Source organism: Streptomyces sp. SID8352, assembly GCF_009862265.1.
Taxonomy (GTDB): domain Bacteria; phylum Actinomycetota; class Actinomycetes; order Streptomycetales; family Streptomycetaceae; genus Streptomyces.
Map to the genome: position 1 here is coordinate 215983 of NZ_WWGX01000030.1, position 12784 is coordinate 228766.

A 12784-nucleotide genomic window follows, 5' to 3' on the forward strand; every position below is an offset into this window, starting at 1 on the left:
CGCCGCCCGTCGTGCCCCATGGGCTCCCGATGTCCTGAGATCGGTCGGTACGACGGGATGTTGCGTTGATGCTGCGCATGATTAGGTTTTCTGTCAAGCATAAGTCTGGGATTTATGCGTGCTGGCTGACATAATGAAGCTCGTTGGCTGTGCTGATCACTGATGGACCGACCACCGAGGGAACGGGAGCACGATGACCGGTAGAACGCCTGCGGCCACGCAGGGTTCGGGGCCCTGGCACCCGGACGACGGGCCGGGCCGCATTCTCGAACTGATCACCAGCGGCCGGGCGCGGACGCGCAGCGGCATCGCACGGATCACCGGGCTCTCGCGGTCGACCGTGGGCCAGCGGCTCGACGCCCTGTTCGAGGCCGGTCTCGTGCGGGAGGGCGCCGCCAGCACCTCGGCGCGGGGCCGCCCCTCGCGCGCGCTCCACCTGAACGAGAGCGCGGGCATCGTCATCGCCGTCGACATCGGCGAATCGCGCACCCGCGTGGCGGTCACCGACCTGGAGGCGAGGGTCCTCGCCGACGCCGTGGAGCCGCTCGCCCTGAGCGAGGGCCCCGAGGCGCTGCTCGGCCGGATCACGGCGACGGTGCACGAGGTCGTCCGGGACGCCGGTGCCGGGGGGAGGCCGATAGCGGGCATCGGCTTCGGGCTGCCCGCCCCCGTCGACTACGAGGCCGGACACGTGCTCGGCTGGTCCATCATGACCGGCTGGGACACCTATGACATCCGCGCCCACCTCCGTGCCGACTGGCCGGTCCCCATCCTCATCGACAACGACGTCAACCTGCTCACCCTCGCGGAGCACCGGCGCTTCTGGAGCGACCAGCGGAACCTGCTCTACATCAAGGCCGGGACCGGGGTCGGCAGCGGCATGGTGATCGACGGCCGCGTCCACCGGGGGAGCCAGGGCGCGGCCGGGGACATCGGGCACGCCCACGTGAGCGGATTCGGGGACCCCCAGTGCCGCTGCGGCAACCAGGGGTGCCTCGAATCACTCGTCGGCGGCTGGGCGCTGGCCCGCGACCTCGGTGGCGGCCGTCCCGGCGAGGAGGGGGACGCCCGCTCCGTCGTCGAGCACGTCAGGCGCGGTGACAGCCGTGCGATCGCCGCGCTCAGGAAGGCCGGCCGGGTGCTGGGCGAGTCCGCCGCCTACGCCACCAGCCTCCTCAATCCGGACGTCATCGTCCTGGGCGGGCTGCTCGGCACCACGGGGGGCCATCTGATGGCCGGTGTCCGCGAGGTCGTGTACCAGCGCTCGCTGCCGCTGGCCACCCGGCAACTGCAGATCGTCCCCACCCGGTACAAGTCCCACGCCGGGATCACCGGGGCGGCCCATCTCGTGCGCGACCACGTGCTGGCGCCCGCCACGCTGGACTCGGCGCTCGCGGCGGGGAGTTCGCCGTTCCCCGCGCCATGACACCGGCGCGTCACCGCGCCGCGGCGGCACCCGGGGGCCGGCGGGGGTGAGCGGTGCGGGGGCGGGGTCCGGGGCCGCCCCCGCCGCTACATGCGCCGCAGCACCGCCTGCTTGGCCGCCGTGAACTCCTCGTCCGTCAGGACGCCCGAGCGGTGCAGGTCGCCCAGTTCGCGCAGGCGGCGCAGCAGGGCGTCGTGGTCGGCCCCGCCGGGGGCCGGTGCCGCGGCGGTGCCGGGCGGGGGCGCGGGAACCGCGGGGCCGGGCGCCGGAGTACCGGCGGCCGGGGCGGTGGTCCCGGCGGCCGGCGGGGCCGCGGGTGCCGGACGGCGGGCGGGGTGGGGGAGGCGGGCCTGGACCGCAGCGGCCACCAGCGCCATCAGCGGGTCCTTGCGGAACCCCCACAACTCCACCGCGTTCGGGTCGTACTTGGGCGGCACCTTCGTCGGCACGCCCCGCACGGTGAAGCGTAGGTGCCCGTTCTCCAGGCCCGCCGACGGCCGCCACTCCACGCCGGTGATGTCCGCCAGCGCCAGGGTCCGCGGACCGCCCGCCGACTTGGCGTCCTCCGCCTGCCACTTCCACTCCAGGCGCACCACCTCGCCGTCGAAGCCCGCCGTCCCGTCACCGGCCGACACCGACAGGGGCACGGGCGGCCCCGGCAGCAGATAGGAGTCGACCGGGTCCGGGGGGACGCCGTCCAGCAGCAGGGCGTTGCGGACCTCGTCCACCAGGTACTCCGCGACGCCGTGGCGGTCGGGCTCCACGGTCAGTCGGTACGGATCGTGCGGTTCGGCCAGCCGGCCGCCGGTCGCCAGCAGCAGCGGGTCCGCGCCGTCCCGCAGCCGCAGCCTCAACAGGCCCGAGCGGCGGCCGTGTTCGAACGAGAGGCCCGCCAACGCGGCCAGCGGCACGGTCAGTTCGCCCAGCTCCCGGCGGAGCAGTCCGACCCCTCTGTCCCGGCCCGGCGTGAGCCGCAGCGCCTCGCCGTCGAAGACCCAGGTCCCGTCCCGCTGGATGATTTCCGCCATACGGAGATTGTTCCACCGCTTCCGCGCGGGGCCGTTGACGGGGGAGAGTGGTCCATACCAGTCGGGCCCCGCCGACGGTCCCGGCCGCCGCACCACGGCGGCGGGCCGCGCGGCCGGTCACCGCCCGCCGTGTCCGCTCGACCGAGCGCGCCCCGCCCGCACCCGTCTCCGCCGCCCCCGACCCGTACCCGGCCGCCCCGGTCCGTCCGTACCGGCCCCGCCCGCCACCGCCACTCCCGCCCCACCCCGTTCCACCCTGTCCCGATCCATCCGTTCCCCCTCTCGTGAAGGGAGTGCGTGTGAGCCCGCTTCTCCGGCGCCGCGACACGACCCCCCGGACGTCCCGCCTCCTCGGCGCGCTGCTGCTCGTGGCCGCGACCGGGGCGCTCGCCACCGGAGCGGTGCCCACCGGGGGCACCGCCGACGCCGCGCCCGCGCCCCGGCCCCCCGGCCTGACCCCGCTGGACCGGGTGATACCCGCGCCCGCCGTCGTCCGCCCCGCGGGCGGCCCCTACACCGTCACCCCGGGCACCCACATACGCGTCGACGGCGACCCCGAGACGCTCCGGATCGCCGAGTACCTCGCGGACGTCCTGCGCCCCTCCACCGGCTTCCGGCTCCCCATCACCGACCGGGGCTACGGCGGCATCCGGCTGCGCCTGGCCGACGGCCCCCACGGCGCCGAGGGGTACCGGCTCGACAGCGGACCCGACGGCGTCGTCGTCACCGCGGGCAAGCCCGCCGGGCTCTTCCACGGCGTCCAGACCCTGCGCCAGCTCCTGCCCGGCACCGTCGAGGCGGACACCGTCCAGCTCGGTCCCTGGAGGGTCGCCGGCGGCACCATCGAGGACACCCCGCGCTACGCCTGGCGCGGCGCCATGCTCGACGTCTCCCGGCACTTCTTCGGCGTCGACACCGTCAAGGAGTACATCGACCGGCTCGCCCTCTACAAGATCAACAAGCTGCACCTGCACCTCAGCGACGACCAGGGCTGGCGCATCGCCGTCGACTCCTGGCCCCGCCTGACCAGCCACGGCGGCTCCACCGCCGTCGGAGGCGGCGCCGGCGGCTTCTACACCAAGGCCGACTACCGGGAGATCGTCCGCCATGCCGCCTCCCGCCATCTGGAGGTCGTCCCCGAGGTCGACATGCCGGGCCACACCAACGCGGCCCTCGCCTCCTACCCCGAGCTGAACTGCGACGACGTCGCCCCGCCGCTGTACACCGGGATCAAGGTCGGCTTCAGCTCGCTGTGCGCCGGGAAGGACGTCACCTACGACTTCGCCGAGGACGTGGTGCGCGAACTGGCCGCCCTCACCCCGGGCCGCTACCTGCACATCGGCGGCGACGAGGCGCACTCCACCAGCCACGACGACTACGTGACCTTCATGGACCGGGTGCAGCCCCTCGTCGCGAAGTACGGCAAGACCGTCGTCGCCTGGCACCAGTTGTCCGGCGCCACCCCCGCGAAGGGGGCCCTCATCCAGTACTGGGGGATGGACCGCACCGGCGACCCCGAGAAGGCGCGGGTCGCCGAGGCCGTGAAGAACGGCGCCGGGCTGATCCTGTCCCCGGCCGACCGGACCTACCTCGACATGAAGTACACCGAGGACACCCGGCTGGGTCTGTCCTGGGCCGCGCTGGTGGACGTGCGCCGCGCCTACGACTGGGACCCGGGGGACTACCTGCCGGACGTCCCCGCCTCCGCGGTCACCGGGGTGGAGGCGCCGCTGTGGACGGAGACCCTCTCCGAGCCCGGCGAACTGGAGTACATGGCCTTCCCGAGGCTGCCCGGGATCGCGGAACTCGGCTGGTCCCCGGCCGCCACCCACGACTGGGACGCCTACAAGGTGCGGCTCGCCGCGCAGGGCCCCCGCTGGGAGGCCATGGGCATCGACTACCACGCCGCCCCGCAGGTGCCCTGGCCCCGCGACTGACGGCGGACCGCCCGCCGACGCGACGGGGGGCACCGGCTTGTGTGCGCCGGGTCCCCCGTCGGGCGGGAACGCCCCGTGTGCGAGGCGCCGCCTCCCGGGTGTGCCACGGGGCGGGCCCGTGCGCGGGGGGCGGGCCTCCTAGCCGGTCAGGCCCAGTTCGCGGGCGATCAGCATGCGCTGGACCTCGCTGGTGCCCTCGCCGATCTCCAGGATCTTGGAGTCCCGCCACATGCGGGCGACCGGGTACTCGTTCATGAAGCCGTAGCCGCCGTGGATCTGGGTGGCGTCCCGGGCGTTGTCCACCGCGATCGTCGAGGAGTACAGCTTCGCCAGGGCCGCCTCCTTCTTGAACGGCTCTCCCGCCACCAGCCGGGAGGCCGCGTCCCGCCAGGCCAGGCGGGACGTGTGGGCCTTCATCTCCATGTCCGCGATCTTGAACTGGATGGCCTGGTTGGCGCCGATGGGCCGGCCGAAGGCGTGACGTTCCTTCGCGTAGCGGACCGACTCGTCCACGCATCCCTGCGCCAGCCCCGTGGCCAGCGCGGCGATGGCGATGCGGCCCTCGTCCAGGATGCGGAGGAACTGGGCGTAGCCCCGGCCCGTCTCGCCCACCAGGTTGGCCGCCGGGACCCGCACGTCGGCGAAGGACAGCTCCCGGGTGTCGGAGGCGTTCCAGCCGACCTTGGAGTACGGCGCCGCCACCGTGAAGCCCGGGGTGCCGGACGGCACCAGGATGGCGGAGATCAGCGGGCGCCCGTCGGGCTTGCGGCCGGTCACCGCCGTGACCGTCACCAGACCGGTGATGTCCGTGCCCGAGTTGGTGATGAAGCACTTGGTGCCGTTGATCACCCACTCGCCCGACGCCTCGTCCAGCCGGGCCGTCGTCCGGGTCGCGCCCGCGTCCGAACCGCCGTCCGGCTCGGTCAGGCCGAACGCGCCCAGGACCTCGCCGGAGCACAGCCGGGGCAGCCACTCCCGCTTCTGCTCCTCCGTGCCGAACAGGTACAGCGGCATCGCGCCCAGCGAGACCCCCGCCTCCAGGGTGATCGCCACCGACGAGTCGACCCGGGCCAGCTCCTCCAGGGCGATGCCGAGCGCCAGGTAGTCGCCGCCCATGCCGCCGTACTCCTCCGGGAACGGCAGCCCGAACAGGCCCATCCGGCCCATCTCGCGCACGATCCCGTACGGGAACTCGTGCCGCTCGTAGTGGTCACCGATCTTGGGCGCCACCACGTCGTGGGCGAACTCCTCCACCGTGCGGCGGAGTTCCTCCAGTTCGGGGGAGAGCTTGTGGTCCATGTCGTCACTGCTCCTTGTGGGAGTCGGCGCGGGCGAGGGCGCGAACGGTGCGGGACGGGCTCGGCCGTCCCAGGTGGGCGGCCATCCAGACGCTCGTGGCGACCAGACGGCCGAGGTCCACCCCGGTGTCGATGCCGAGGCCGCGCAGCATCCACACGAGGTCCTCGGTGGCGAGATTGCCGGTGGCGGACTTGGCGTAGGGGCAGCCGCCGAGGCCGCCCGCGGAGGCGTCGACGGTGGTGACGCCGTGCCGCAGCGCGGTCAGGGTGTTGGACAGCGCCTGCCCGTAGGTGTCGTGGAAGTGGACGGCGGTCCGCTCCACCGGGACCCCGGCCCCGGCGAGCGCCGTCAGCAGCGCGGAGACATGGCCCGGGGTGGCCACGCCGATGGTGTCGCCGAGGCTCAGCTCGTCGCACCCCATGTCCAGCAGGGCCCGGGACACCGTCACCACCTGCCCGACGGGGACGGGGCCCTCCCAGGGGTCGCCGAAGCACATCGACAGATAGCCCCGGACATGGCCGCCGGCGTCCCTGGCGCGCGCCACCACCGGCGCGAACATGGCCAGCGCCTCGTCCACGGTGCGGTTGAGGTTGGCCTTGGCGAAGGACTCCGTGGCGCTGGCGAACACCGCGACCCGGCGGGCGCCGAGCGCCAGGGCCCGGTCCAGGCCCCGCTCGTTGGGCACCAGCACCGGCAGCTCGACGGGCAGCTCCGCGATCTCGGGGAAGAGCCGCTCCGCGTCGGCGAGCTGGGGCACCCAGCGGGGGTGCACGAAGCTGGTCGCCTCCACGGTCGTCAGCCCCGTCGCCGCCAGACGGCGGATGAACTCCGCCTTCACCGCCGTCGGCACGACCGCCTTCTCGTTCTGCAGGCCGTCGCGGGCGCCGACCTCGTGGATGCGGACGCGGGAGGGCAGGCCCTCTGCCGGCACGGCCATGGGCAGGCCCGGCTCGGGCGCGTTCATGCCGTCTCCTTCTCGGGGGTGCCGGGGGACGCCGCCTCCGGCGCCGGTGCGACCGGTGCCGCCCGCACCGCCGGTACGGCTCGTGCCGCCGGGTCCGCCGGGCCGTCGTCCGGGGCGGCCGGGGCCACCGGGGCGATGACCGCCAGTACCTGGTCCATCGCCACCGTCGTGCCCGGCGCCACGTCCAGCTCCGCGACCGTCCCGGCGTGCGGGGCGGAGATCACGTGCTCCATCTTCATCGCCTCCACCACCAGCAGGCTCTGCCCCGCCGCGACCTCGTCGCCGACGGCGACCTTCACCACCGTCACCGTGCCCGGCATCGGCGCGGTCAGCGAGTCGGCGCCCGCGTGGGCGGCCCGGCCGAGCGACGCGGCGACCGGGTCGTGGTCGCGCACCTCCCAGGAGTCGCCGTCCCGGGCGAGCCAGGTGCCGTCCGGCAGCGCCGCGAACGTGTGGGCCACGCCGTCGAGCCGGAAGGCGTACCCGTCGCCGCCGGGCAGCGGCGTGATCTCCGACGCGCTCAGCGGCTCCGGCGCGCCGTCGGGCAGCAGCTCCGTGCCCCCGTCCCGCGTCCGGCGCACCCGCACGGTGACCGGATCGTGGCCCGGCACCCGCAGCGGGTGCGCCGTCCACGCCGGCTCCGCGCCCAGCCGCCAGCCGTCCCCGGCGGCGAACGGATCGGCCCATCCGCCCGTCTCCCCGGCGGGCGCCAGTGCCGCCTGGCGCAGCAGGGCCGCCGCCGCGTACACCTCCTCGGGGACCCCGTCCGGCACCAGCGCGTCCACGTCCCGCTCGACGAGCCCCGTGTCCAGCTCGCCCGCCACCACCGCCGGATGGGCGAGCAGCCGCCGCAGGAAGCCGGCGTTGGTCGGCACGCCCAGCGTCACCGTGTGCGCCAGCGCCGCCCGCAGCCTGCGCAGCGCGGTCGCCCGGTCGGGGCCGTGGGCGATCACCTTGGACAGCATCGGGTCGTAGAGGCTGCCGACCTCGGTGCCCTCGCTCAGCCCCGAGTCGGTGCGCACCCCCTCGCCCCGCGGTTCGCCGAGCCGCAGCACCGTGCCGCCGGACGGCAGGAAGCCGCGGGCGCCCTCGCGCACCGACACCGTCTCCGCGCACAGCCGCGCCTCGACCGCGTGCCCGGTCAGCCGGACGTCCTCCTGGGCGAACCCGAGCGGCTCGCCCGCCGCCACCCGGAGCTGCCACTCCACCAGGTCCAGGCCCGTGACCAGCTCCGTCACCGGGTGCTCGACCTGGAGGCGGGTGTTCATCTCCATGAAGTAGTACCGGGACGGGTCGCCGCCCGGCACGATGAACTCCACCGTGCCCGCGCCCCGGTAGCCGCAGGAGCGGGCCGCCTGCACCGCCGCCCCGCCCATCGCCGCCCGGGTCGCCGGGTCCAGGAGCACGCTGGGCGCCTCCTCGACGAGCTTCTGGTGCCGGCGCTGGAGCGAGCACTCGCGCTCGCCCAGGTGCACCACCCCGCCGTGGCCGTCCGCGAGGACCTGGATCTCGATGTGCCGGGGCCGGTCGATCCACCGCTCGACGAGCAGCGTGTCGTCACCGAAGGAGGCGCGGGCCTCGCGGCGGGCCGCGGCGATCTCGTCCCCGAGCGCGGCGGCGTCCCGCACCAGCCGCATGCCCTTGCCGCCGCCGCCCGCCGACGGCTTCAGCAGCACCGGCATCCCGATCCCGCGGGCCGCGTCGGCCAGTTCCGCGTCGCTCAGGCCGCTGCCGCTGGAGCCGGGCACCACCGGCACCCCGGCCGCCCGCACCGTCTCCTTGGCCCGGATCTTGTCGCCCATCAGGGCGATGGCCGCGGCCGGCGGGCCGATGAAGGCCAGCCCCGCCTCCTCGCAGGCCCGCGCGAAGTCCGCGTTCTCCGCCAGGAAGCCGTACCCCGGGTGCACGGCCCGCGCACCGGTCCGGGCGGCGGCCTCCAGCAGCCGGTCGGCGCGCAGATAGCTCTCCGCCGCCGCGGGCGGGCCGATCCGCACCGCCGTGTCGGCCTCCCGCACGTGCCGGGCGTCCGCGTCGGCGTCGGAGAAGACCGCCACCGAGCGCACGCCCATCGCGCGCAGCGTCCTGATCACACGCACGGCGATCTCGCCCCGGTTGGCGACGAGCACCGTGTCGAACATCGGACCGCTGGGGTGTCCCATGGGTCCCCTCCTCACATCCGGAAGACGCCGAACTGGGGGTCGCCCAGCGGCGCGTTGGCACAGGCGGTCAGGGCCAGCCCCAGCACCCGGCGGGTGTCGGCGGGCTCGATGATCCCGTCGTCCCACAGCCGGGCGGTCGCGTAGTAGGCGCTGCCCTGGCGCTCGTACTGGGCGCGGACCGGCGCCCTGAACGCCTCCTCCGCCTCCGCGGACCACTCCTCGCCCCGGCCCTCCAGCTGGTCCCGCTTCACCGTGGCCAGCACGGACGCCGCCTGCTCGCCGCCCATCACGGAGATCTTGGCGTTGGGCCACATCCACAGGAACCGGGGCGAGTACGCCCGCCCGCACATCGAGTAGTTGCCCGCCCCGTACGACCCGCCGACCACCACCGTCAGCTTCGGCACCCGGGTGCAGGCCACCGCCGTCACCATCTTGGCGCCGTGCTTGGCGATGCCGCCCGCCTCGTAGTCCCGGCCGACCATGAAGCCCGAGATGTTCTGCAGGAACACCAGCGGGATGCCGCGCTGGTCGCACAGCTCCACGAAGTGCGCGCCCTTCTGGGCCGACTCGGAGAACAGGATGCCGTTGTTGGCGACGATGCCGACCGGGTGGCCGTGGATCCGGGCGAAACCGGTGACGAGGGTCTGCCCGAACTCCGCCTTGAACTCCGCGAACCGCGAGCCGTCCACCACCCGCGCGATGACCTCCCGCACGTCGTAGGGGGTGCGCGAGTCCACCGGCACCACCCCGTACAGCCCCTGCGGGTCGGCCTTCGGCGGGGCGGCGGGCCGCACCTCCCAGGGCAGCGCCCCGCGCGCGGGCAGCGTGCCCACGATGTTCCGCACGATGCGCAGGGCGTGCGCGTCGTCCTCCGCGAGGTGGTCGGTGACGCCCGAGACCCGGGAGTGCACCTCGCCGCCGCCCAGCTCCTCGGCCGTCACCACCTCGCCGGTGGCCGCCTTCACCAGCGGCGGACCGCCCAGGAAGATCGTCCCCTGGCCGCGGACGATCACCGCCTCGTCGCTCATCGCCGGGACGTACGCGCCGCCCGCCGTGCAGGAGCCGAGGACCGCGGCGATCTGCGCGATCCCGGCGCCCGACATCCGGGCCTGGTTGTAGAAAATCCGCCCGAAGTGCTCCCGGTCCGGGAACACCTCGTCCTGCATCGGCAGGAACGCGCCCCCGGAGTCCACCAGGTAGAGGCACGGCAGCCGGTTCTCCAGCGCCACCTCCTGGGCCCGCAGGTGCTTCTTCACCGTCATCGGGTAGTAGGTGCCGCCCTTGACCGTGGCGTCGTTGGCGACGATCACGCACTCACGGCCGCTGACCCGCCCGATCCCGGCGATGACCCCCGCCGCGGGCGCCTGCCCGTCGTACAGCCCGTCGGCCGCGAGCGGCGCCAGCTCCAGGAAGGGCGAGCCCGGGTCGAGCAGGGTGTCGACGCGGTCGCGCGGCAGCAGCTTGCCGCGCGCGGTGTGCCGGGCCCGCGCCCGCTCCCCGCCGCCGAGCCGGGCCGTCGCGAGCCTGGCGCGCAGCTCCTCCACGAGGACGCGGTGCGCCTCCTCGTTGGCCCGAAAGGCCTCCGACGCGGGATCGGCCGCGCTCGTGAGCTCCGGTGCCTCGTGCATCCTGCGGTCCCCTCACCCAGTGGTCACCTGTTAATGAGCGTTAACCCCTTTCCCTCAGGTTAACGAGCGCTAACCTCCCTGTCTAGAATCGGACCCATGGCCACCAGAACCGACGCCCCGACCCGCCGCGAGCAGATCCTCAAGGAGGCCGCGCGGCTCTTCGCCGAGCGCGGGTTCCACGGGGTCGGGGTGGACGAGATAGGCGCCGCGGTCGGCATCAGCGGCCCCGGCCTGTACCGCCACTTCCCCGGCAAGGACGCGATGCTCGCCGAGCTGCTGGTCGGCATCAGCGGTCAGCTCCTCACCGGCGCGAAGCGGCGCCTGGCCGAGGCCGAGGGGGCGGCCGGCTCCGGTCCGGGCGCCGGCGCCCGGCCGGGACCCGGGGAGGTCCTCGACTCGCTCATCGAGGGGCACATCGACTTCGCGCTCGACGACCGTCCGCTCATCACCCTGCACGACCGGGAGCTGGACCGCCTCCGGGACACCGACCGCAAGCTGGTGCGCCAGCTCCAGCGGCAGTACGTGGAGCTGTGGGTGGGGGTGGTCCGCGAGGTCTACCCGGAGGTCGCCGAGCCGTCCGCCCGGTCCGCCGTCCACTCCGTCTTCGGCCTGCTGAACTCCACCCCGCACCTGGGCGGCTCCGTGTCCCTGCCGGGGCGCGAGGCGACGGCGGCGCTGCTGCACCGGATGGCGCGGGGGGCGTTCGCGGCGGTCGCCGAGGGCTGAGCCCGCGTCCGGCGTCCGGCGTCCCGCGTCCCGCGTCCCGCGTCCCGCGTCCCGCGTCCCGCGTCCCGCGTCCCGCGTCCCTCGGTCCGGGCTCCGGGCCTTGCGTCCCGGGTCCCTCGGTCCGGGCTCCGTGTCCCGGGTCCCTTGGTCCGGGCTCCGTGCCCTGGGCCCTATGTCCCGGGCTCCGGCTCCCGCGTCCCGCGTCCCGCGTCCCGCGTCCCGCGTCCCGCGTCCCGCGTCCCGCGNCCCGCGTCCCGCGTCCCGCGTCCGCCGTCCGGTGGGGGAGGGCGCCGTCGAGCCCCGTCCGCCCTGGACCTGTGGCGCTACCCGCCGGTACCGTGGGTCTGAGCAAGCGCTTAGACACGTACCCTGGAGGTGGCGCCGTGCGCCGTACGGTGTTCAACGAGGACCACGAGGCGTTCCGGGAGACCCTCCGCGCCTTCATCGAGGCCGAGGTCGTCCCCGTCCACGACGCGTGGTTCGCCGCCGGCCAGGTCCCCCGCGAGTTCTACCGCCGGCTCGCCGGACTCGGCCTCTTCGGCATCAACGTGCCCGAGGAGTACGGCGGCGCCGGACTCGACTCCCACACGTTCGAGGCCGTCCAGTACGAGGAGACCGCCCGCGCGGGCGTGTCCTTCGGCGGCTCCGGCGTCCATGTGCTGCTCGGCCTGCCCTACCTCAAGTCCCTCGCCACCGACGAGCAGAAGCGGCGCTTCCTGCCCCGGTTCGTCACCGGCGAGGACATGTGGGCCATCGCGATGACCGAGCCCGGCACCGGCTCCGACCTCGCCGGCATGAGGTCCACCGCCCGGCTCTCCGAGGACGGCACCCACTACGTCCTCAACGGCGCCAAGACCTTCATCACCGGCGGCGTCCACGCCGACCGGGTCATCGTCTGCGCCCGCACCGCCGCCCCCACCTCCGGGGACCGCCGCCACGGCATCTCCCTCCTCGCCGTCGACACCCGCTCCGAGGGCTACTCCGTCGGCCGCAAGCTCGACAAGCTGGGCCTGCGCACCTCCGACACCGCCGAACTGGCCTTCTCCGACGTCAAGGTCCCCGTGGAGGACCTCCTCGGGGAGGAGAACCGGGGCTTCCACTACCTCGGCGCCAACCTCCCCTCCGAGCGCTGGGGCATCGCCTTCAACGCCTACGCCCAGGCCGCCGCCGCCGTCCGGTTCACCCAGGAGTACGTGCGGGAGCGCACCGTCTTCGGCCGGACCGTCGCCGACTTCCAGAACACCAAGTTCGAACTCGCCGCCTGCAAGGCCGAGGTGGACGCCGCCCAGGCCGTCGCCGACCGCGCCCTGGAGGCCCTGGACGCCGGGGAGCTGACCGCCGCAGAGGCCGCCGGGGCCAAGCTCTTCTGCACCGAGGTGGCCCACCGCGTCATCGACCGCTGCCTCCAGCTCCACGGCGGCTACGGCTACATGAACGAGTACCCCATCGCCCGTCTGTACGCCGACAACCGCGTCAACCGCATCTACGGCGGCACCAGCGAGGTCATGAAGATGATCATCGCCAAGGACATGGGGCTGTGACCGGCGGGGCATGAGCGCCCCGTCCGGGGGCAGCCGCCGCTCGCCTCCCCGTACGGGGAGGCGCCGGGAGGCGCCC

Annotated in this window: 9 protein-coding genes; 4 read left to right on the forward strand and 5 right to left on the reverse strand. The window is 74.5% G+C overall.

Going from position 1 to position 12784, the window contains the following annotated elements; all coding sequences use genetic code 11:
• The first annotated feature begins 193 nt into the window (after positions 1–193).
• A complete protein-coding gene (locus tag GTY84_RS10260) occupies positions 194–1426 on the forward strand; it encodes an ROK family transcriptional regulator (RefSeq protein WP_161225840.1) in 1233 nt (410 codons plus the stop codon).
• An 86-nt stretch (positions 1427–1512) separates the two neighbouring features.
• On the opposite strand, the gene GTY84_RS10265 is transcribed toward GTY84_RS10260, so the two are convergent.
• Positions 1513–2454 (reverse strand): DUF4429 domain-containing protein, encoded by a 942-nt coding sequence (locus GTY84_RS10265; RefSeq protein WP_161225841.1) that lies wholly within the window; start codon positions 2452–2454, stop codon positions 1513–1515.
• Between the two features lie 299 nt (positions 2455–2753).
• Here GTY84_RS10265 and GTY84_RS10270 point away from each other — a divergent pair, with 299 nt between their 5' ends.
• Positions 2754–4391, forward strand: a complete 1638-nt coding sequence (locus GTY84_RS10270) for a beta-N-acetylhexosaminidase (protein ID WP_161225842.1) — start codon at positions 2754–2756, stop codon at positions 4389–4391.
• 138 nt (positions 4392–4529) lie between these two features.
• Here the strand turns inward: GTY84_RS10270 and GTY84_RS10275 are convergent, their stop codons facing one another.
• The 4 genes from GTY84_RS10275 to GTY84_RS10290 are packed head-to-tail and all read right to left on the reverse strand — an operon-like array spanning position 4530 to position 10441.
• Positions 4530–5690 carry an acyl-CoA dehydrogenase family protein gene (locus GTY84_RS10275; protein WP_161225843.1) on the reverse strand — a complete coding sequence of 387 codons (1161 nt, stop codon included), beginning with the start codon at positions 5688–5690 and terminating at the stop codon, positions 4530–4532.
• Between the two features lie 4 nt (positions 5691–5694).
• On the reverse strand, positions 5695–6654 hold the full coding sequence (locus GTY84_RS10280) for a hydroxymethylglutaryl-CoA lyase (RefSeq protein WP_161225844.1): 960 nt from the start codon (positions 6652–6654) through the stop codon (positions 5695–5697).
• Positions 6651–8792, reverse strand: coding sequence for a biotin carboxylase N-terminal domain-containing protein (locus GTY84_RS10285; RefSeq protein ID WP_161225971.1), 2142 nt, complete (start codon positions 8790–8792; stop codon positions 6651–6653). The genes GTY84_RS10280 and GTY84_RS10285 overlap by 4 nt, the downstream gene beginning before the upstream one ends.
• A gap of 32 nt (positions 8793–8824) precedes the next feature.
• Positions 8825–10441, reverse strand: coding sequence for a carboxyl transferase domain-containing protein (locus GTY84_RS10290; protein WP_161225845.1), 1617 nt, complete (start codon positions 10439–10441; stop codon positions 8825–8827).
• Between the two features lie 96 nt (positions 10442–10537).
• Between GTY84_RS10290 and GTY84_RS10295 the strand changes: the two genes are divergently transcribed.
• Positions 10538–11167 carry a TetR/AcrR family transcriptional regulator gene (locus GTY84_RS10295; protein ID WP_161225846.1) on the forward strand — a complete coding sequence of 210 codons (630 nt, stop codon included), beginning with the start codon at positions 10538–10540 and terminating at the stop codon, positions 11165–11167.
• Between the two features lie 383 nt (positions 11168–11550).
• A complete protein-coding gene (locus GTY84_RS10300) occupies positions 11551–12708 on the forward strand; it encodes an acyl-CoA dehydrogenase family protein (RefSeq protein ID WP_161225847.1) in 1158 nt (385 codons plus the stop codon).
• The last annotated feature ends 76 nt before the right edge of the window (positions 12709–12784 follow it).